General features: G+C 49.4%; 16 protein-coding genes and 1 CRISPR repeat array. Of the genes, 15 read left to right on the top strand and 1 reads right to left on the bottom strand.

Going from position 1 to position 20,865, the window contains the following annotated elements; all coding sequences use genetic code 11:
- The first annotated feature begins 60 nt into the window (after positions 1-60).
- The 14 genes from AB3R30_RS07665 (at position 61) to AB3R30_RS07600 (ending at position 19,076) form a co-directional block, all read left to right on the top strand.
- Positions 61-699: a hypothetical protein gene (locus tag AB3R30_RS07665; RefSeq protein WP_458648574.1), complete on the top strand. Its 639-nt coding sequence runs from the start codon at positions 61-63 to the stop codon at positions 697-699.
- A gap of 186 nt (positions 700-885) precedes the next feature.
- The gene (locus tag AB3R30_RS07660) at positions 886-2,007 is read left to right on the top strand and encodes a ParM/StbA family protein (protein WP_458648573.1); all 1,122 of its coding nucleotides are present in this window, start codon (positions 886-888) and stop codon (positions 2,005-2,007) included.
- A 57-nt stretch (positions 2,008-2,064) separates the two neighbouring features.
- On the top strand, positions 2,065-2,958 hold the full coding sequence (locus AB3R30_RS07655) for a hypothetical protein (protein WP_458648572.1): 894 nt from the start codon (positions 2,065-2,067) through the stop codon (positions 2,956-2,958).
- A gap of 53 nt (positions 2,959-3,011) precedes the next feature.
- Complete coding sequence (locus AB3R30_RS07650; protein ID WP_458648571.1) at positions 3,012-4,031, top strand: DUF6753 family protein; 1,020 nt, start codon at positions 3,012-3,014, stop codon at positions 4,029-4,031.
- Between the two features lie 383 nt (positions 4,032-4,414).
- Positions 4,415-5,398 (top strand): helix-turn-helix transcriptional regulator, encoded by a 984-nt coding sequence (locus AB3R30_RS07645; protein WP_458648570.1) that lies wholly within the window; start codon positions 4,415-4,417, stop codon positions 5,396-5,398.
- Entirely contained in the window at positions 5,395-6,072 is a 678-nt protein-coding gene (cas6, locus tag AB3R30_RS07640) for a type I-MYXAN CRISPR-associated protein Cas6/Cmx6 (protein ID WP_458648569.1), read from the top strand. The genes AB3R30_RS07645 and cas6 overlap by 4 nt, the downstream gene beginning before the upstream one ends.
- Complete coding sequence (gene cas3, locus AB3R30_RS07635) at positions 6,065-8,428, top strand: CRISPR-associated helicase Cas3' (RefSeq protein ID WP_458648568.1); 2,364 nt, start codon at positions 6,065-6,067, stop codon at positions 8,426-8,428. The genes cas6 and cas3 overlap by 8 nt, the downstream gene beginning before the upstream one ends.
- Positions 8,421-10,076, top strand: a complete 1,656-nt coding sequence (gene cmx8, locus AB3R30_RS07630; RefSeq protein WP_458648567.1) for a type I-MYXAN CRISPR-associated protein Cmx8 — start codon at positions 8,421-8,423, stop codon at positions 10,074-10,076. Before cas3 ends, cmx8 begins: the two co-directional genes overlap by 8 nt.
- A gap of 25 nt (positions 10,077-10,101) precedes the next feature.
- The gene (locus AB3R30_RS07625; protein ID WP_458648566.1) at positions 10,102-10,992 is read left to right on the top strand and encodes a hypothetical protein; all 891 of its coding nucleotides are present in this window, start codon (positions 10,102-10,104) and stop codon (positions 10,990-10,992) included.
- Positions 10,993-11,700: a type I-MYXAN CRISPR-associated protein Cas5/Cmx5/DevS gene (gene cas5 / locus AB3R30_RS07620; RefSeq protein WP_458648565.1), complete on the top strand. Its 708-nt coding sequence runs from the start codon at positions 10,993-10,995 to the stop codon at positions 11,698-11,700.
- Positions 11,701-11,805: 105 nt separating this feature from the next.
- Complete coding sequence (locus AB3R30_RS07615) at positions 11,806-12,369, top strand: Uma2 family endonuclease (RefSeq protein ID WP_458648564.1); 564 nt, start codon at positions 11,806-11,808, stop codon at positions 12,367-12,369.
- Between the two features lie 205 nt (positions 12,370-12,574).
- Positions 12,575-14,233: a type I-MYXAN CRISPR-associated endonuclease Cas1 gene (gene cas1 / locus AB3R30_RS07610; RefSeq protein ID WP_458648563.1), complete on the top strand. Its 1,659-nt coding sequence runs from the start codon at positions 12,575-12,577 to the stop codon at positions 14,231-14,233.
- Positions 14,234-14,241: 8 nt separating this feature from the next.
- Entirely contained in the window at positions 14,242-14,535 is a 294-nt protein-coding gene (gene cas2 / locus AB3R30_RS07605; protein ID WP_458648562.1) for a CRISPR-associated endonuclease Cas2, read from the top strand.
- A 255-nt stretch (positions 14,536-14,790) separates the two neighbouring features.
- Positions 14,791-18,436: a CRISPR direct-repeat array (repeat unit 36 nt; unit sequence GTTCTTCAACCTCTGATGCCGAAAGGCGTTGAGCAC).
- Positions 18,437-18,698: 262 nt separating this feature from the next.
- Positions 18,699-19,076 (top strand): hypothetical protein, encoded by a 378-nt coding sequence (locus AB3R30_RS07600; RefSeq protein WP_458648561.1) that lies wholly within the window; start codon positions 18,699-18,701, stop codon positions 19,074-19,076.
- A 106-nt stretch (positions 19,077-19,182) separates the two neighbouring features.
- On the opposite strand, the gene AB3R30_RS07595 is transcribed toward AB3R30_RS07600, so the two are convergent.
- Complete coding sequence (locus AB3R30_RS07595; protein ID WP_458648560.1) at positions 19,183-19,782, bottom strand: hypothetical protein; 600 nt, start codon at positions 19,780-19,782, stop codon at positions 19,183-19,185.
- Positions 19,783-19,987: 205 nt separating this feature from the next.
- Here AB3R30_RS07595 and AB3R30_RS07590 point away from each other — a divergent pair, with 205 nt between their 5' ends.
- Positions 19,988-20,860, top strand: a complete 873-nt coding sequence (locus AB3R30_RS07590; RefSeq protein WP_458648559.1) for a hypothetical protein — start codon at positions 19,988-19,990, stop codon at positions 20,858-20,860.
- Positions 20,861-20,865: the final 5 nt, after the last annotated feature.

Below are 20,865 nucleotides of genomic sequence, written 5' to 3'. Positions count from 1 at the left end.
GAGTGATGTGTTTGGAATAACCCAGCACAAGCAACCCATCAATTAGGAGATTAATTCCCAATGGCAACTCGAACCAATGGTACAACTCGGACTGCAACTCCTCCTGCTCCTGCAACCCCTGCCAAAAAGCCAGCAACTGACTCCAAAGAGTTAGCACGGTCATTGCGCAATGTTGTAAATCAGAAGTATGGCGTGACACTCAAAACTCGCAGCCAGCGGGTGCGAGAAGCGGTCTACTACGAACTGCGAAACCTGATCACGGGCGGAGTGGCGGCGGGAGTTCGCAAAGCAGGCAAAACGGCGGATCGGCAAAAGCTCAACAAACTGTTTGAGAAACTGTTTGGTACGGCTGAAGCGCCCACCTATGATGTGACGACGATGGCAGCGATCGCGGCTGAGTTTTCGGCTGACGTGGACACTGATCCGAAGCAAGGCATCAAGGACTTACTGCGGCTCAATAAAGAGCGGTTACAGTCCTACAACACGCAGTCAGTGGGCGGCGATGACGATGAGGACGTGAGTCTGGAAACGGGCAATGGCGGACGCGGACGCAATGGTGGTCGCCGCCCGTCCAGTCCTGCGAAAGATGACGATGATGAACTCCTAGATGAACTGATCAATCAAGGCGATGAAGTCACGGGTGATGACGAGAGCGATGACGATAACTTCAACCTCGATGAAGAGGATGAAGACGAATAGTCATTGATCAATTGTCTTGAACTCTCCGTACAGCAACTCCCGATAGCAGATAACACTTTGCTGTCGGGAGTTTTTTTAACACTTGATCAAAAGTCTCCCAGTTAGGGGAGCAGCTTTAGCCAGATCAGCAGAGGACGGACACGATCGCACCTTCTACGCTAAAACTGTGATTCTTTTATCATGCCCATGACTCGAACTAGAACAAAAGCAATTTTGATGGCGATCGACTTTGGTGGATCGGCAACCAAAGTGTTTTATCAACAACGGTTTACCACAACGCCAGTCATCCATTTATTGACGATGCGACCCGAAGTAGCGGAGGTGTCAGCTTCCGCGATCGCTGGGGCAAATGCCCATTCCCTAACTAGGGTGCAACCCTCACCGGAACACATTGCCTGGGTGGGAGTGCCGGGTGAAGCTGAGTATTGGGCGGTTGGTCACTTTGCTCAACGGTTTCATGCCCATGCTGGACTGGCACAACTCAAGTACGAACGGGCAGTCTACAAAACCCTGGCAGCCCTCTGGGTGATTCAGCAGCAGCTTGCTCTACCCAGTACCTTTCGAGTGTCGCTGTCGTGCCTATTACCGGCAGGGGAGTATGAAGACCGCCATCGGTTTCAGAAGAAGCTGACCCAGGCATTGCATCAATTTGAAACGCCTGCGGGAATGTTGCAAATTCAGGTGGATTCGTTTGCCTGTGCAGTAGAAGGTGGTGGAGTCATTCTTGCCCATGCCCAGAAATCTCCTAGCTTCGCGACGACTACCACGGCGGTTATCATGCTGGGTTATCGCAATGCCAGCACTCTGGTATTTGATCATGGGAGTCTGATAACGGCTCGTACCTGCACGCTCGGTTTTGTGCAGGCAGTTGAACAGGTTCTCGCTCACAGTAGCGGACAGAGTTATGAACGGTTGCTAGACGCGATCGTGCAATATCTCCAAACCGATAGCCTCGCTGCCTTTGCCCCAATTGTCCGGGCACGCCAAGAACCCGATCGAACGGACGAAATCAAGCATTTGGGGGCAATCACGACTCGAGCGATCGCCGATTATAGCCAGATTCTGCTGTCCTGGTTGGATGAAGTCTTGCCGATGGATGTCGATCAAGTGGTTTTTGCTGGGGGCAGTGCTGATCTGTTGCGCTCCCACTTGCTGTCGCACTTTCGCTGGCAAACCTGTTCCTTCCATGCCGATGTCGAGGTGCCTCAAGATGGACTTCCTAACAGTATGAAAAATCGTCTGGTCGATGTCTGGATGATGTTCCAGGCACAAAAGGCGGCGCTGGATGCAACCCAGAAAGCCAGTTAGCCATAAACTTCAGCACTTTTTTGACACCCATTTTTGATACGCACAAGGATACAAATAATGACTAAACCTCCAACGATTCATCTAGTGGATAGCGGTGCTGGTGGCAAAGGCAAATCGCTGTTTACTCTGGCTACGGCACACTACTGCGAAACCAAAAGTTACTACATTCAATTGATTGATGCTGATCGCGCCACTTACAACGTCAAGCGACATTATCCCGACGCGATCGCAACCGTCTTGAGTGAAGTTGAATATCAGGCACTCGATGCAGTCTGGCATTCAGTCGAACAGGCGAAATCGGTGCTGGTCAATCTACCGGGTGGTGCCCATGAGTCTGTTGCTAATTGGCTGGAGCGAGATGGACTGTTAGATATGCCACTAGACAATGGACAATCGGTTTGCTTCATTAAATGGTTCTTGTGTGACCCAACGGAGCAAAGCCTTGTCCTGCTCAAACAATCCTTGGCTACTGATGCTCAGAGTGCCAATCGAATGCTGCATGTCATGGTTAAAAATGAATTTCTGGGAACTGACTTGCAGTGGCAAAGTTGTGCTCAGATGGTTGAAGCGGATGTGGATCTACAGGCTGCCATCAAAGCGGGTCGGCTTCTAGAGATGAAGTTTCCCAAGTTTCCACCCTACGAACGTAACAAATTCTATCAATCAGGCTGGACATTTGCAACCGCACTAAAGCTTCCTAAGGAGTTGGAAGCGGAGATGCCAAACCCACACCTGCGGTTTGAACGATTGGAGCAACAGCGCATCGCTACCTTTCTTAAGAAAACAAATCACGAGCTTGAACTCTTGGGACTTTGGAATGAAACCTTAACATTGGATGAGGCGAAAGCAAATGGGTTGCTGTCTAAAACTAATCAACTGGGTAATCACAAAAATAGCAAAGGATTTGATAAATCCTCAGATAAGCAACTACAAATGAAAACTTCTAATTAGTAATAGTTTGCTCTATCGAAGCGATAAATAATATGGATGACGGAACTATTGCAATGTCTCATAACTCTAAATTTGATAGAAATAGCGAGGATGAAGGACTTGATGAGTTGTTGCAGGATGAAAGTGATTTGGATGCCTGGGATTTAGACGATGATATTGATGAAGACTTATTGGAGGAAACTATTACGCCTACGGATAAAACATCTCCAAAAAACTCTTCACCAACATCAACTAATGTCTCTTCTCAATCGACTCTAATAAAAGTTCCTGGTGTGAATCGAGACGTTAACGCTGTACCACTGGTGACTCAAAACGGAGTGCAAGTGAATCCTTCTGTTTCTCGTAGCCCTACTTCAACTCCTGCTCGAAACGCTCTGGAGCGATTGCTTAAAGAAGAACCGGAATCTGTTAAAGCAAAAGTATGGGAGCTGATTAGTGAATACGATCTGACTTCGGATGATCCGGCGTTCACGCTAATGACTGCTACGGGACGGCTTCAGGTGTTGCTTAAAGATAGCCCGGTGGAACTGAAAGCCATGTTTGAGCAGTGGCAGGCAGAACTATACGCGGCGATCGCCCAGTACCGTAAGGGGCTGAAGCAATATGAGCAAACGGCAGTCAAAGCGCAACAGACGGCGATCGCTCACTCGGTGCATACGCTACTTCGTAAGACGGCGATCGACCAGTTCATGCATCAGTTGAGTGCAGCCTCCACAATTCTGGCAGGGACGTTGTTGGTGGCGGCGGCGGTAATTGGCGGTGGTGTGGGTTGGGCGATTGCTAATCAGCAACAAAATCAGCTAGACCCGACTCAGCTTGATCCCCAAGGCAAACGACAACTGACATTGGAGCAGGCAAATCGGTTGCAGTGGGCAGTCACCCCAGAAGGTAAGCTGGCGCAGAACCTGACCCAATGGAACAAAGATCTGCTGGAAAGAGATTGGCGAGGACAGTTTGCCTGTGAACAACAGGCGCAGAAGTTGGGCGTGACGCTCAAACTGGGCAATCAACAGGCAAAGTCTGGGTTCTGTGTCCTCTGGGTCAAGCCACCGCAAAGTTACCTCGGAAAATAATGGTACTAACAACTTGCTGTTTCCATAACCAAGTTTGACTATGCTGAATTATTGCTGGACTAGTCTAAGTTAAAGCACGGGACAGTTGTCCAACAAATCTATGAGCCATTGTCAAGTTTTCAGAAAGCCAATTGTGCTGAGAAGTATTGCAAAAAGGGGCTGTTGTTAAAGGAACCTTCAAGATTTGGTGCTTTCTCCGGAGAAACCTTTTCAAGGTAGTAGTGCAGTAGTCAGGGCGCGAGGGAACACTGGGGCATGGCTTGTCACGTAAAACAGCCAAATCACAACGAGCTTGCCAAAATACTTTTCTGGTTCTTGGAAGTCGGAAGGTTTTTTGCAGGGTTACCTCTCTACGATAGTGGCTAAGTTAGTTCAAGAAATTCATGTCCCGACACCTAGAACGTCTGCTGCAAATTGATTCTCTGCTTCGCTCGAAACAACGTCAAACGGCTGATAGCTTGGCTTCAGAATTGGAAGTCAGCGAAAGAACCATCCGGAATGATCTCAATTTCTTACGCGATCGCTACAGTGCGCCCCTGGAATGTACTCGGCAAAAGGGTTACCACTATACCGACTTGGAATGGCGTTTGCCGACGATTACCCTAAGTAAGGGTGAACTGTTTGCCCTAACGATCGGAGCCAGGATGCTGGAGGCTTACTCTGGCTCAGCTTATGCGGCTGATCTCCGTTCTGCCATTAACCGTTTAAGTGAACGGTTGCCAGAGCAAACCTGGGTAGACCTGCAACACCTATCGGAAGAACGCATTTTGTTTCGGGGTGGGGCAGAGATTGACCTGAACCCGGAGGTGTGGCACGCCCTAGAGGAGGCTTGTCAGACCTTAAAGACGGTCGAAATGACTTACTACACTGCTAGCCGGGATGCCGTGTCTGAGCGCAAGCTCAACTCTTACGTGTTGCATATTTATCGGGGCACAAACCCCTATGTGATTGGCTACTGCCATAAACGGGAGGAAATTCGCTGGTTTCGGGTAGACCGGATTAAACATCTGAAGGTTTTGCCAGAAACGTTTGTGCCAGATCCAACGTTTGATGCCAGAGATCATCTGGAATTGATCTTTCAGCATGAGGCGGGTGGGGTGCCGCTGCCTGTTGCTATCTGGTTTGATGCACCTACGGCACCCTATGTGAGAGAGCGACGCTGGCATCCAACCCAGGATCTTCAGGAACATTCGGATGGGTCGTTGACCTTGTGCATGGTGGTGCGGGGGCTAAATGATTTGAAACGATGGGTGTTGGGGTATGGGAAAGGTGCGATTGTGCGGGAGCCTTTGGAACTGGTGGAACTAGTCAGGGATGAAGTGGAAGGGATGAGTAAAAGCTACAGCAAACCAGGAGTAGTGGAATGATTCAATCAATTCAAGCAAACAAAGCTGATATAGCAGCGTTGAGCTTGCCCTATGTGGAACTGTGTTTTGGAGTGATTGGGGAGACTCTACCTGCGGATCATGGGTATGGGTTGTATAGCGCGATCGCTCATCTTTGCCCCAAAATCCATGAGCAGGAAGGGGTGAGCATTCAGACCATTTCTGGTGAACCAGATGGTCAAGGCAAGATTTACTTGAGTAGGCAGTCTCGACTCAAAATTCGGCTACCCTATGAACCAGAAAAAATTTCATTGGTGCTCCCACTCGCTGGGCAACAGTTAACGATTGGCAAACACGCAATTCAGCTTGGCATCCCACAAATCTTTCCACTGTATCCAGTTGACACGTTGCGATCGCGCATTGTCACCATCAAGAAATTCCAAGAGCCAGAACTATTCAAACAAGCCGCTCAACGACAACTGGATGCATTAGGTATTCAAGGAAATCTGGTTCTTCCGCTGAATGAAGCGGGAGAACCGAGCCGGAAAGCAATCAAAATCAAAATCTACTCAGTGGTTGGGTTCAGCCTGATCGTGACCGACCTCAACGACGAAGATTCGCTCAAACTTCAGGCATGTGGGCTAGGCGGTAAGCATCGCATGGGCTGTGGCATTTTCAATCCACTTCCTCGGCGGGGGAGGGTGGTCTATGAATAAGATGCCAGATACGCTTTGGGCAAAAAGCAATCGCATCCTTACGCTGGAAAAACATTTGCTCGATGCGGAGCAAGCTGCACAGCAAATCTTTCGTTTGAATGGGCGCTGGGGACAAAATTGGTGTCGCTTCTTTCAAATCAGGGGAGAAGAAAATCAACAAAAATTTCTCCTGAATTTACAAGTTGCAGCACTGTTTCATGACCTCGGCAAGGCAAACGAAGATTTCTATACCGCCGTGACATCACCAGGATTTCTCCCTCAAGTGCTGCGTCATGAACATCTCAGCGCGTTGATTTTGTGTTTGCCAGAAGTCAGAACCTGGCTGAGCCACAATTCCGTTCTAGATGTGGATGTGATTACAGCAGCCGTATTGTCCCACCACCTGAAAGCATCGAAGGATGAAAAAACGACACCCAATGGCAAAAGCTACCGTTGGTGTCAGCCCCAATCGAATAAACCACTACTGGAACTGTATTTGATGCATGAGCAAGTGGCTCGGACACTGGACACAATTGCTCAAGTAGCGAATCTCAACACAACCCTCTCTTTACCGACAGCCGCGTGGAAACCCGGTTCTGTCTGGGATAAAACTTATCGAAGTGGGCGCAGCTTTGCAGATCGGTTTAGTCAATCCATTCGGAAAGATAAAGACCGTCAAAGGTTTCTAGTTGCTGTCAAAGCGGGCTTGATTGCTGCCGATGCCGCTGCATCAGGTCTAGTGCGTGAAAAAAAGAAGATTGCTGAGTGGATTGAAAGTGTTGTGCATTCAGAGGCGATCGCTCCTAATGAGATTGCTGACAAAATCATCCAGCCTCGCCTTGAGCAGATTAAAGCCAAGGGCTTGCGTGAGTTTCAGAAACAATTGGCTCTACAGGGTTCCAAGGCTTTGTTACTGTCTGCTTGTGGTTCTGGTAAAACCCTAGCTGCCTGGAAATGGGCAGAAGTGCAATCGCAAACCTACAACCTTGGTAAGGTTATCTTTCTGTATCCGACTCGTGGCACTGCGACAGAGGGTTTCCGGGATTACGTTGGTTGGGCACCAGAGGCAGATGCAGCCTTAATCACTGGAACAGCACGATATGAACTGGAAGCGATGCGGGATAACCCGGAAGAGGAGTCAAAGCAAGCTGCGATCGCAGGTAAGATATTTCGCACCGAAGCCGATGAGCGTTTGTTTGCTTTGGGCTTCTGGTCAAAACGATTCTTCAGCGCCACAGTCGATCAGTTCCTCAGCTTTATGGAGCATAGCTACCAAAGTCTCTGCTTATTACCAGTTTTGGCAGACAGTGCGGTGATTATTGACGAGGTGCATAGCTTCGATCGCTCCATGTTCGACACCTTGATTAGCTTCTTGCAGACCTTTGATGTTCCAGTACTGTGTATGACTGCTACGTTGCCAAAGTCACGGCGTGATGAATTGGTGGCAGCAGGTTTGCAGGTATTTCCAACTGAAGCAGATCGAGAAAAGCTGGATGACTTGAAGGAAAAAGAAGAAGCGGAACGCTATTTACTGGAGCCTACTGAGAATTTTGATGCTGCCTTCAACAAGGCGGTAAAAGCCTATCAATCGGGGCTACGAGTATTGTGGGTCGTGAATACTGTTGATCGCTGTTTGGCTATCTCTCAGGCTCTTAAAACTAGACTCAAAACAACTGTACTGACTTATCACAGCCGATTTCGTTTATGTGATCGTGCTGAAGTTCATAAGCGGACGGTGTTAGCATTTGCGCCTCAAAAGGACGAGCCAGCAAAAGCCGCGATCGCCGTCACCACCCAAGTTTGTGAGATGAGTCTGGATCTGGATGCAGATGTGTTAATTACAGAAATCGCCCCGATTTCGGCAATGGTGCAGCGGTTTGGTCGAGCCAATCGCCATCTGAAGCGCGACTTTGCGGTATTGCACGTTTATGAGTCGCCTAGCAATTTGCCCTATTCCAAGGAAGAGTTAAGTGCTGCCAGAACTTTTTTGGATGAACTGGGAACCGCAAGAATCAGCCAATATCGCTTGGCGCAAGCGCTAGAAGACCACTCGCGTCACGAACGAAACGCTGATGGCAGTTCGCCTTTCCTGAACAGCGGTTACTACGCTACTCCCGGCTCATTTCGGGATACGGATGAGTTTGCTGTGCCCTGCATCCTGGACGAAGATCTGCCTGAGGTCAAAGCCATTCTCGATTCGCCTCAGAAGCACGAAAAAGAGAGATTCATTATCAACGTGCCGAAAAAATGGGCTACCCAACGCACGGATGAGCATCACTGGCTCCCTAAATACCTGAATGTGGCTCAGTGGGAGGGACATTATGACGAATCACGCGGTTTTGTGACCAAAGACTTGCAGGAGGTCGATCTTGGCTAAAACAAAGATAAAAGACACACCAAAGGTTGAAGTTTTAACGCTGAACTATCAATTATCTGAACTGCCATCTTCTCAACATCGGGCAGGGTTAGCAGGAGCAATCTCAACTATTCGATGGCTAGAACGCCAACCAGAATTTAGAGAGAAAGTGGCTAATGGTGTCATTTGTCGTGTGAGTCAGTTAGAGGCAAAAGGGGCAGCCATAGAAATCAATCAGGCTGGGTTGGAAGCCCTGTTTGATGAAATCTATGCTGCCAGTATAGAAGAGCAAGCCCGTCCCCAACTGCTCAAAAACTCCAGAACGAAGGCAGTGATCGCGCCACTGAGGGAGGAGGAACGGGAAGAAACCGATGCCAAAGGGAAGGTCAAACAGAAAAAGGTTTATATCTATCCGGTAGTTGTTCCAGGCGGTTCGTTTCTCGCCGATGCCCAGTATGACAAAAGCTCTGACGGCAAGAATGGGCACTGGATCAAGCTATGGCGAGATATGGTGTGGAGCATCCTACGTGGTGTTCCTGCCACTCGCAAACCCTTTGAAGCACGCGCAGACGGAAACTACACAGAAGATGCTGCCAAAGTTTGGAAGGACTTAATTCAGCCAGAAACGTTTACGGTTGATTTGCCCAGCACCTACTTTCTAGGTGCCCAAGCATTTAACGCTGAAACGGTTCCATTCAAGGATCGAGCAAGATTTCAGTTCCTGCTGCATTTTTGGCTGTTTGCCGCCCAGATTTATATTCCAGCCGTTATCAATAACGAAGGGAAGCGTGACCTTGTTGGATATGCGCTGGCGATTCCAGACGTTTCAGACTTAGAAGGCTTTTGCGATGAATTGCCATTCGTCTTAAGCGATCGCAGCCCTGAAATTTCTGGCTATCGTCCCCGTGATGCGGTCGTGGATCTAGCCATTGAAAGTGCCCTAGATTTGCTGCGGCGATTGCGCGATCACCTCACCATCACCACCGGAGAACAAGCCACGGCTTATACCGTGCTGGGTGTGGATGTGATCCATGCCGAAAAACAGGGGAACAATGTCAGGGTTTTGGGAACCACACGCCTTGATCCTGACCCACCAATGGTGAATGAATATAGCCGCATCCGCAACGGCTATTGGAGTCCCCTATTCCGCAAGCAGCGGTTGCTAAACCTAGTCAATCATCAGCCCTGGTATCGCGGGTTTGACAAATTACTGTGCAGCCTTCCCTATGAGCAAAGCATTGAAAATGATTACTTTCGACGAGATGTGAGAGAAGCGTTTCAACATGAGGAGAAAACAATGGATGAACCAACTATGAGCGATGAAAAAGTGAACGACGCAAAAATTAACGAGCTTGTCTTTCAGTTCGTTAGAAATTACGTCGGTCGCAAGCTGGAAAGTAAATACCAACTCAAATGGTCAGAGGTAAAAGATAAACCAGACAAGAAGAAAGAGTACGAAGACAAGAAGGAGAAAATCGCCAAAGATGCTTTCCTAGCAGTACGAAGTCGGACTGAACAGATGGATTTCATTAACTACTTTGTTTCAACGCTGTGCTCAGTGCCACAACACCTGAAGTCCGAAGACTATGTGAGTTTGACCCAAGAGCTTTACAAGAATCACGATCGCATCCGCACCCTCACACTACTTGCCCTTTCCGCCAACAGCTAATTCCCATCACTAAAAGGTCACAATCATGAACAAAAATCTGTTTGCCACAGTTCTCACCTACCCTGCACCCAGCTCTAACTATCGCGGTGAAAGCGAGGAAAACCGCACTGTGCTTCAAAAAATTGCGAAAGGCAATAAAGAATACACTGTCATTAGTCCAGAGTCGATGCGGAATGCGTTGCGGGAAATGTTGATTAAAGCAGGACTGCCCTGCAATCGAAAACGTCTACACAACCAGGATCAACTTGCAGTAGAGTTCAAAGAATTTCCCAATGCCGAGAAGTATGCAGATGACTTTTTATTTGGGTTTTTAGTGGCAGATAAAGATGCGATCGCTAAAAATAAAACCTTGCCACCCAAGCGCGACAGCATTTTGCGAATGAACTTGGCGGTTGCTCTTACGCCCTACAAATTTGATGCGATGTTCAATCAATCACCCTTAAATGCAGGTGCGAGTCCCTGGAAAAACTCTTCTACTTCTGCCCTGTTGCACCGAGAAGTGGCTCATACAGCCTATCAATATCCCGTTGCTCTCGCTTATTCAGATTGCAAGGCAAAACCTGATTGGGCAAAGGCGCTGATTCAGGCAATCGCTCAACTCTCAAATGTTGCGGGTGGTCATGCTCGTAGCTACTACGAAATGGCACCCAAGAGCGTTATCGCACGATTAACTCCTAGCTTAATTGCTGGTTACGACACCTACGGATTCAATGAAAAAGGGGAGTTTCCGGAGCTAGGGCGAATTAAAGCCAGCGATCTACCGGGGGATGAATTTTGGGTTGGCGGCGAGATCGTTCGCACACTCCAGCCAGAGCAGCGGGAATATCTGGACAACGCAGGCGTTCACCTGTATGAAAATCCTCAAAAACTCCTGACAGATTTAGCAGATGCGTTCTTAAGCCAGGAGGCACAGTAGATGGACTGCCTATGGCTCCAAATTCGCGCCCCTTTTGCTGCATTTAGAGGGTTTCAAGCGGGAGTCTATCGAGCTACGGCTCCAGTGATGCCGCCTTCAGCAGCTTTAGGGTTGGTGCTAAACTTAGCGAGGATTGAAATGCGAACGAACACAGCAGGTATCACAACCCTGATTCGTGATGATGTTCCCTGCATGAAACTTGCGATCGGCACGGTTGCAGCTACTCAAAGTGAAGTTTGTACTCTTTACCAACAGCTTCACAGTTATCCAGTCGGGAATTCCGGCAAGGATGGCCTCAAACCGCGCACCAAAGGCGCAAAGTATTGGATTACACCTGCCCGCCGAGAGTTTCTGATTGGACTAAATATGGTGTTAGGAGTACAAGCAGAGTCTGCGCTGCTACAACGAGTTAAGCAAGGGTTACGGGGCGAACTCAACGGCGATCGCTATGGCTTACCATTTGCTGGAGACAACAACTTTCTGTTCGATCGCATAGACATTTTGACTGAACCACCAGAAACCTATTGGTATGTGCAAATGCAGCCCGATGATTCGCCGATGCGCGGTTCCTATCGTCTAACTATTGGCATCGATCGTGCTGATAACAGCAAGACCACCAGCCTCCTCTATGCTCCGCTAGAGGCTCCTACATCCGAACCACCAGACCAGGCTTGGACCTGGACACCCAAAGCTCCCATAGCGGCATAACATCCCAACCTCAGATGCCATCAGGCTTTTTTCCTGACAATCGAGATCGCCCCTTCCTCTGCCGATTAAACTAAAAGCAGTTCCCTTAGAACTTCTCCCATCGTCATGGTTCACGCACCGACCAAACCCCTAACTCTGGAAGACTTCCTGGCACTATCGGAAGGTGAAAACGCTTATGAACTCGTTAATGGAGTAGCCATTCCCAAAGTGTCACCCAAGCGATCCCATTCTAAAACTCAGAAAGCCTTGCTCCGAATTCTAGATGATTGGTGTGGAGATCGCGGCGATGTGGGGATTGAATGGGCAGTTACACTGACCCGTGACAACGCCGATTGGGTGCCTGTTCCCGATTTGCTTTACATCTCCTACGATCGCCTGTCCCGCGACTGGAATGAAGATGCCCCTTGCCCTGTCCCCCCAGAACTCGCGATCGAAATCATCTCTCCAGGGCAAAGCTTTGGCGAAATGACTGAAAAAGCCACCGATTATCTAGCAGCAGGTGTATTGCAGGTTTGGGTGTTAGATCCAAAAGCTCAAAGTGTGACTGTATTTGTGCCAGACTCTCTCCCTAAAACCTATCGGGACAATGCCGCGATCGCTGACCCGCTTCTACCGGATTTGCATCTGACGGCTCAACAAATCTTTCAAGCATCTGGGCTGAGCAGTTAAATCATCTTTTATCACCGATCGCCCTCTGATGTTTTCCCTTTTTTACGATCGCATTCTGGTATTGCCCACCTGTAAATTGCAGAGAAACAGGTGTATTGACTGCCAAAATGCCGTGTTTCTATTTAGCTGAAACTGGAATGCCCCACTGTAGTCATAGGGGCATTGCCATCGCATTCCATTAACGGGTTTAGAGGTTTTTCAAACAATGAATATAACTACAACTCCTGCTCAGGAGCAGGATACGCTGCGTGTGAACGCGCTCCATGCTCTAGCTTACTGCCCGCGACTCTTCTACCTGGAAGAGGTCGAAGAACTTTATACCCAAGATGCAGCCGTTTTTTCAGGACGACGGTTACATGTTGAAATTGAAAAGGAAGAAGGTGAAGAATGGCAAGAACTGGTGCTAGAAAATAACGAACTGGGTTTGCGCGGTAAGGTTGATGCCCTCCGCACCCGCAATGGTCAAACGATTCCCTATGAACATAAAAAGGGGCGATGCTATCGAGGCGTTGATCACAAACCTCAAGCCTGGGACAGCGATCGCCTGCAAGTCCTTGCCTATGCCTGCCTGATTGAAATGGCATTGGGGATTACGGTGCCTGAAGGACGCATTCGCTACCACACCGATAATGTGTTAGTGCATGTGCCATTGGATGATGCAGGTCGCCAGGATGTGCAAGCCGCGATCGCCCAAGCACGACAACTCAAACAATCGCCTGAGCGTCCACCCATCACCTCCAATGAACGGTTGTGTGTTCGGTGTTCTCTGGCTCCGGTCTGTTTGCCTGAAGAAACTCGTACCGCCGATAATATAGAGCATAAACCCCTGCGGCTTTTTCCCGAAGATGATGAGCGAGAAATTATTCATGTTCTAGAAGCTGGCACCTGCATTGGCAAAAGTGGCGAACAGATCAAGATTTCTCGTCGAGATAAAACGACAAAAACCTTACCATCTCGTCAAGTGGGGCAGCTTGTGTTGCATAGTTTTGCCCAAGTCTCTACTCAAGCGCTGTACTTTTGTGCGGAACAGGAAATTGGGGTTCACTTTATCTCTGGAGGCGGTCGTTATATGGGCAGCCTAGACAATCGGCACGGCAGCATTCAACGGCGTGTTCGCCAATATCAGGCGTTGAGCAATCCAGAGATTTGTTTGAAATTGACTCGGCAGTTGGTCACCTGTCGAGGACAAAGCCAGCGAAAGTTCTTGATGCGAGGACTACGCGGGGCAGGCTCTAATTTACTTTTAGAGCAAACCGTGGAACAGATGCAGCGCGTGCTCAAACAAGTTGCAACTACGGATGCGATCGCGTCGTTATTGGGAGTAGAGGGCAATATCGCGGCGCTTTACTTTAAAGCATTGCCGCAGCTTTTATCGGAGAGCGCAGATCCAGCATTTCAATTTTCTGGGCGGAATCGTCGCCCACCGTTAGATCGCTTCAATGCATTGCTTAGTTTTGGCTATGCTCTGCTGCTTAAAGATGTGGTCAATGCCATTCTGGTTGTCGGTCTAGAGCCTGCTTTGGGCTTTTATCATCAACCCCGAACTCAAGCGCCTCCCCTCGCTCTGGATTTGATGGAGATTTTTCGAGTGTCTTTGGTCGATTTGCCCATTATCGGGTCGATCAATCGTGGACAGTGGGATGCAGACGCTGATTTTGAGGTTCGGGGGCAGCAGGTTTGGCTATCGGATAGCGGTCGGCGAAAGTTCATCAGTGTCTACGAACGTCGCAAGGAGGAAAGCTGGAAGCATCCAGTTCTGGGGTATTCGCTCACCTATCGTCGATTATTAGAGTTAGAGGTGAGGTTATTAGAGAAGGAATGGATGGGTGAGGGTGGGTTGTTCGGTCAACTGGTGCTGCGGTGAGGTGAACAATGGCTGAGAGCAAAAATTTCTACATGATTTGCTACGACATTCGCGACCCGAAACGATGGCGCAAGGCTCACCAATTGCTCAAAGGCTATGGTGAAACCCTACAGTACTCCATTTTTCGCTGCCGATTGAACCAGCGAGATCGCGAAAAATTGCGCTGGGAATTGGAGAAAATTCTGGATGCGGAAGATAGTTTGCTGATTGCAGGATTGTGTGAGCGCTGCGTTGAACGCATTCAGGCTTGTAATCGTCCAGAAACCTGGACGGTGGAGCAGGAGAAGTTCCAGGTATTCTGATGCAAGCATCTGTGGTTGTGAGGTGTGATTTTTTAGAAAAAGGTTCCAAAAGCTTTAGCACTGGGATTTTCAAGGAATTGAATGCCTTCAAGGTGCTTGCAATTTTTCAACCCTTTGGTCTATCAGCGTTTTACAGGCAAAACACTAGGTAAAATAGGAGATATAAGAACGTATGGAGAATTTGCGATTGCTAAAACCAAGGTGCTTGCAAAACTGTCCAGGGACGCTTGTCTATCAATGGTTCTGGCGATCGCCGTTCTTCAACCTCTGATGCCGAAAGGCGTTGAGCACTGAGCAAAGGAGGTTTTGATAAGACAAGCCAGGGAGTTCTTCAACCTCTGATGCCGAAAGGCGTTGAGCACACGAACGAATGGATTAAGAGTTGGTTGGAGGGTAGCCGTTCTTCAACCTCTGATGCCGAAAGGCGTTGAGCACTGCAAAGCCGAAGGGAAGAAGATGAGCAATTGGCTCGTTCTTCAACCTCTGATGCCGAAAGGCGTTGAGCACAGTCCATCGCGGCTTTTTTGTGCTTAAAGTTTTGGGGGTTCTTCAACCTCTGATGCCGAAAGGCGTTGAGCACCTGAGGGAAGCGCTCACGGATGGGGAAGTCGCGATCGTTCTTCAACCTCTGATGCCGAAAGGCGTTGAGCACGATGGGATAGACGGGCGATTCCTTTGCCAACCAAGCAGTTCTTCAACCTCTGATGCCGAAAGGCGTTGAGCACTTAAGAATTTAACACTCTGATTTTTGAAAAACCCGTTCTTCAACCTCTGATGCCGAAAGGCGTTGAGCACTAGGTATTTTTATAGATTACATATTCAGTCGACATGGTTCTTCAACCTCTGATGCCGAAAGGCGTTGAGCACTAAATAAAATATGTTTCTGATAGCTTTTTCAGTACGTTCTTCAACCTCTGATGCCGAAAGGCGTTGAGCACCTCTGGATAAGGAATCTCCAAGGATTTGTACCAAAGTTCTTCAACCTCTGATGCCGAAAGGCGTTGAGCACCATAACGATAGCCTGACCGAGATTTTTCCCAATGGTTCTTCAACCTCTGATGCCGAAAGGCGTTGAGCACTCTAGATTGATTAAATTGTTTACTCGATTGATTCCTGGTTCTTCAACCTCTGATGCCGAAAGGCGTTGAGCACGGTCGTGCTTTAATCAGCTTTTGAGCGATCGCTTGTTCTTCAACCTCTGATGCCGAAAGGCGTTGAGCACATTTGCCCTGGTGCCAGGGTTAGCGCTTCTGGTGTGGGTTCTTCAACCTCTGATGCCGAAAGGCGTTGAGCACACGACTATAGTAATTTAGCTGTACTCAAAGGGTATGACGTTCTTCAACCTCTGATGCCGAAAGGCGTTGAGCACGATTGGGCAATAAACAAATCTACTTTGCTACGAAAAAGGTTCTTCAACCTCTGATGCCGAAAGGCGTTGAGCACTTAAAACATTACGTTTTAACAAGTGAAATGCCATGCGTTCTTCAACCTCTGATGCCGAAAGGCGTTGAGCACCAGGTTACCAGCTTCATCGCGCCCTAGCCACGCCGTTCTTCAACCTCTGATGCCGAAAGGCGTTGAGCACTATTCCTCTGTTCTGGGGGATGAGTCGCCCTAGATGTTCTTCAACCTCTGATGCCGAAAGGCGTTGAGCACTTTCACTGGGTAAAGGTTGGGCGGGGCGCGATCGGTTCTTCAACCTCTGATGCCGAAAGGCGTTGAGCACCTGACAAGATTTCTTCGATGGCGTCACCAATCGAGACAGTTCTTCAACCTCTGATGCCGAAAGGCGTTGAGCACGCGCGAGATTGCCTCACTCAATAGCTCTAGTCCCCTAGAGTTCTTCAACCTCTGATGCCGAAAGGCGTTGAGCACAGCGGCTTCCTTTGCCAAACAAGCCGAACTCCAGGTTCTTCAACCTCTGATGCCGAAAGGCGTTGAGCACCCAAACCGCTGACAGGGAAACCCAGCACTGACTAGGTTCTTCAACCTCTGATGCCGAAAGGCGTTGAGCACCATTGATTTTGAATTTCTCTAGCCCACTCCAGCTTGGTTCTTCAACCTCTGATGCCGAAAGGCGTTGAGCACGGACGATCACCGGGGCGGGCGGTACAGGCGCTTTAATAGTTCTTCAACCTCTGATGCCGAAAGGCGTTGAGCACCGCGTGAAGCCGCTGCATTTGATGCGGTGGTCAACGTTCTTCAACCTCTGATGCCGAAAGGCGTTGAGCACATCATGCGGATCCTTCCAGCAGTAGATCTCGCCAAAGGTTCTTCAACCTCTGATGCCGAAAGGCGTTGAGCACGCGATGGGTACGAAACAACGGAAGGGGAAGACCAGAAGTTCTTCAACCTCTGATGCCGAAAGGCGTTGAGCACCCTGGGAAAGTGGTATCGAGCAGGTCGTCGGGATCGGTTCTTCAACCTCTGATGCCGAAAGGCGTTGAGCACGTTGCGGTTCTACCTGTATCGCCAAATCAAGAAAGTTCTTCAACCTCTGATGCCGAAAGGCGTTGAGCACTCAATGCGTTGCAGTCATTTCAGCAGGCAGTGGAGTTCTTCAACCTCTGATGCCGAAAGGCGTTGAGCACGGCACCGAACAGAAGCGATCGCTGTTAGCGAATCCTGAGTTCTTCAACCTCTGATGCCGAAAGGCGTTGAGCACCGGCACCACTACTAAATTCCCTAGCCGCAAGGGAATGGAGAGTTCTTCAACCTCTGATGCCGAAAGGCGTTGAGCACTCCTACAAAACGGTTTACCCTTCAAGCGTTTGCTGCTGTTCTTCAACCTCTGATGCCGAAAGGCGTTGAGCACGCCCAAAGCATTTTTAAGCCGCTCTGAAACTTTGTAGGTTCTTCAACCTCTGATGCCGAAAGGCGTTGAGCACGCGCTATTTGCGTCTTCTCAAGTCAGCGCTCAAACGTTCTTCAACCTCTGATGCCGAAAGGCGTTGAGCACGATGGATATTATCGAGCGCTTTATACTGGGATGGTAGCGTTCTTCAACCTCTGATGCCGAAAGGCGTTGAGCACGCAAGTTACTTATTGCCAGATGAAACCCATAGCAAGGAGTTCTTCAACCTCTGATGCCGAAAGGCGTTGAGCACTGGAAGATCTGGTACTGAAGGTGAAAAGCTACTTGAAGTTCTTCAACCTCTGATGCCGAAAGGCGTTGAGCACAAACCGGGTCTAAAACTGATGAACCGCCTGCCTCTCGTTCTTCAACCTCTGATGCCGAAAGGCGTTGAGCACACCCTCTACGGCATTGAGCGCCACGCCAGGGCTAGCGGTTCTTCAACCTCTGATGCCGAAAGGCGTTGAGCACGTAGTCAGCCGCAACAAATAAGACTGTGCAATGGTGGTTCTTCAACCTCTGATGCCGAAAGGCGTTGAGCACGACAATGGTGAGATCAAGCGGTGTCGGGTGCAGCAGGACGTTCTTCAACCTCTGATGCCGAAAGGCGTTGAGCACAAACTAGATTCTTCTGATTCATTTAGGTAAGGCATGGTTCTTCAACCTCTGATGCCGAAAGGCGTTGAGCACGAGAAAATGCTAGGGGGTGGAGGCAACGAAACAAACGTTCTTCAACCTCTGATGCCGAAAGGCGTTGAGCACTAATCTGAGTCTTCACTTCCGCTTCGACACTGGCTGTTCTTCAACCTCTGATGCCGAAAGGCGTTGAGCACACAAGTTGACGACGCTCTAGAATGGGCAGACCTTTGTTCTTCAACCTCTGATGCCGCAAGGCGTTGAGCACAGTGACTTTAAGCTGTTGCAACGCGAGTGCGATCGTTCTTCAACCTCTGATGCCGCAAGGCGTTGAGCACTAGTTGCCAGGATTGGCATTGAAAATAGCGCCAAGAGGTTCTTCAACCTCTGATGCCGCAAGGCGTTGAGCACTAGATTGTTCAAGTAGGTGTTTTCGCCAGAAATTTATTCCCCAACCTCTGTTGCCACAAGGCGTTAAATAAAATCGCTTGAAGGATTTAAAGGGCAATCCTTTAAGGGCTTGCCAAGCTTAATCAAGCTGCGATCGCAGCATTCAGGGTGAGTTAGACACCACCATTCAATTGGTTGCAACCTAACTGCGCTGCGACTCGCAGCATTCTATGTGAGCGTCTACCCAGATGCCCAATAACCCTGAATGAACAAGGAGACTAACATGGCTCGTAACAATGCACGTAAACCCTCTCTGATCGATGCCGCAACGCATCACCTCAACGGTGAAGTCCAGGTACGCATGGTCTTCAATACCCTGCAAGAACTGACCGGACGGGCACTTGAAATCAAAGCGTCTAGCCAGAAGAAAGACTTTGACTGGCAGAAGTTCAAGGCAGCCTTTGAACGGCAGTATGGCAACTTGAGCCTGGATGAACTGATGGCAGAAGCAGAGAAATTCGGCTTTGCTACCGTTGAGGCGGTCAGAGCCGAACGCCAGAAGCAACTGGCAAACTTCTACAAACGGCAAAAGGCATACAAAGCAGCCGTAGCACAGAATCAGCGTCAAGCCGATGACGACTACGACTTTGAAGCCGCCTGATGCGCTCACTGCCCTGTAATCCCACAGGGCAACTCAACTGGCATGAAGCTGGTTGAGTTTTTTACCCACCCACCCACGCCTTCAAAAGGAGTGAGAAATAGGTAGATTATTCTCTGACATCCGTATCTTCCTCACTGGTTTCCTCGGAATGCATTAAATTCACTCCAATTCCCAAGGCTCCAAACTGGGAAAGTAATCCCTGATCAATCAATGGTTTCTCATTCGCGATCGTTGGCTTTGAGGGTTGTTCAATTTCGCTCGGTGGTTTCCTTGCTTGAAATCGCGACTCTGTAGAAAATTGCTCAGGCTGCGTAGGTTGATTGTCTATTGATGAACTCCTGTTCTCCGTCGTAGACACGGACAACAAAGCCTCTCCCACCTTTGCCGGAACGCTTAAGCCCGATTTCTGCATCTCTCGCTCAATCAGCGCTAGATCGCCGAGGAGCCTGTAGTAAGCGCGAATCAATTCTTGCTCCAACCGATCGCGCATCGCTGGCTCCGGTTGGGCTTGAGCATAGACTTGCCACAGAAGCGATCGCCACAGGTAGCAATACCGCAACGCCGCTTCCACTCCATCACTCATACAGCGGAACTCCGGTCGATGCTTGAGGTAATCCGTAATCCATTCAAATTCTGGCAATGCCCTCACCAAAAACCGATAGCCGTTTGTGTTGCTTCCAGCCGCATCATTTGCAGATTTGCTCATTCTTGCCAAACCCATAATCGTGAATCTCCTAATTCCCGGCTCGGTACATGCTCTGTACCTCCCTTGCACCATAAGTCGCCCTTGGGAAATTCACACCTGCTGACTCGGTGATTTCTACTCTGCCGATCAGCAGAATCCTAACTGCCATTGCCAATCTCGTCTCAACTACCGTTGCCACTGCTCGGATGTTTCGCAATAACTTCCGATGGCAGAACTCCACCCTGGCTGGCTAATCCCAGATTTGATCACACTGGATGATGAATACCAGGGCAGATATACGCTCTGGCGCAACACTCTAGAAACTGGCAACGCCACAGCAAATATTCCACAAACCACTTTCCTTTCAATCGGGGATGCTGGCTTTGATAAAGGACTGGCAATGCTCACCACTTGCCTAGATGCCATTCCGCCCAACGGCTTGTCTGCCAGTCACACCTTGCCTTACTTGATTGACTGGCTGCTGTTTGCCCTTGGACATCCCAGCACTCCCCAGTGCCCCAGTGAACCTCACGGTTGTCCCGGTGCCAGCGATCGCCTGCTCAAAACCTTTGAACTGGAACTCCTGCTCCGCTGCCCTGCCGATTACTTTGGACATCTGCTGGCGGTTCAGGGTTATGGACAGTCCAAGCGCAGTTCTACCCGATTTTACCCGACCTTTCCCAGGGTCGCGAGAGCGATGGCAACAGCGTCGGTTGCGACTGCCATCTACCGTTCCCAGCAGCAACCTCCATTTCATGCAGTTGACCCCTGCATCGGCACTGGCAGATTGTGTTTGGAGCTATCCAACACCTGCCGCAGCCTGACCGGATGGGAACGCGACCCATTCTTGCTGGCAACCGCCACCGTCAACTTCCTGCTCTACGCTCCTGATTTTGCCCTACCGATTCCGCAATTGGGAGGCGATCTGATTGTCGGAGATGCCCTATCCGGTCTGGGGCGTTCGTTTCTGTACCCAGAGCGAATCTATGACCAATGCCCGGTCGCCACCCTACCCGCGCTCTCACCCACGCTCCGCTCTAGTAAGTCCAGTCAGGAAACCAACCATCCCGCTGGCTCTGCTCAACTCAGCTTGTTTTAAGAGGT

The organism is Sivoneniella epilithica UHCC 1019 (genome assembly GCF_040830845.1).
In the GTDB taxonomy this organism is placed as follows: Bacteria; Cyanobacteriota; Cyanobacteriia; order Leptolyngbyales; family Leptolyngbyaceae; genus ULC077BIN1.
The sequence above is the reverse complement of the archived record's forward strand: the minus strand, read 5'-3'. Positions and strand labels throughout refer to the sequence as shown.

Bases quoted from the DNA above. Each gene is read 5' to 3' on its own strand.
- AB3R30_RS07595 (WP_458648560.1), bottom strand. From the start codon at position 19,782: ATGAGCAAATCTGCAAATGATGCGGCTGGAAGCAACACAAACGGCTAT.
- cas6 (WP_458648569.1), top strand. From the start codon at position 5,395: ATGATTCAATCAATTCAAGCAAACAAAGCTGATATAGCAGCGTTGAGC.
- cas3 (WP_458648568.1), top strand. From the start codon at position 6,065: ATGAATAAGATGCCAGATACGCTTTGGGCAAAAAGCAATCGCATCCTT.
- cas5 (WP_458648565.1), top strand. From the start codon at position 10,993: ATGGACTGCCTATGGCTCCAAATTCGCGCCCCTTTTGCTGCATTTAGA.
- AB3R30_RS07660 (WP_458648573.1), top strand. From the start codon at position 886: ATGACTCGAACTAGAACAAAAGCAATTTTGATGGCGATCGACTTTGGT.
- AB3R30_RS07645 (WP_458648570.1), top strand. From the start codon at position 4,415: ATGTCCCGACACCTAGAACGTCTGCTGCAAATTGATTCTCTGCTTCGC.
- AB3R30_RS07650 (WP_458648571.1), top strand. From the start codon at position 3,012: ATGTCTCATAACTCTAAATTTGATAGAAATAGCGAGGATGAAGGACTT.
- AB3R30_RS07590 (WP_458648559.1), top strand. From the start codon at position 19,988: ATGGCAGAACTCCACCCTGGCTGGCTAATCCCAGATTTGATCACACTG.
- AB3R30_RS07600 (WP_458648561.1), top strand. From the start codon at position 18,699: ATGGCTCGTAACAATGCACGTAAACCCTCTCTGATCGATGCCGCAACG.
- AB3R30_RS07615 (WP_458648564.1), top strand. From the start codon at position 11,806: ATGGTTCACGCACCGACCAAACCCCTAACTCTGGAAGACTTCCTGGCA.
- cas2 (WP_458648562.1), top strand. From the start codon at position 14,242: ATGGCTGAGAGCAAAAATTTCTACATGATTTGCTACGACATTCGCGAC.
- AB3R30_RS07665 (WP_458648574.1), top strand. From the start codon at position 61: ATGGCAACTCGAACCAATGGTACAACTCGGACTGCAACTCCTCCTGCT.
- AB3R30_RS07625 (WP_458648566.1), top strand. From the start codon at position 10,102: ATGAACAAAAATCTGTTTGCCACAGTTCTCACCTACCCTGCACCCAGC.
- cas1 (WP_458648563.1), top strand. From the start codon at position 12,575: ATGAATATAACTACAACTCCTGCTCAGGAGCAGGATACGCTGCGTGTG.
- AB3R30_RS07655 (WP_458648572.1), top strand. From the start codon at position 2,065: ATGACTAAACCTCCAACGATTCATCTAGTGGATAGCGGTGCTGGTGGC.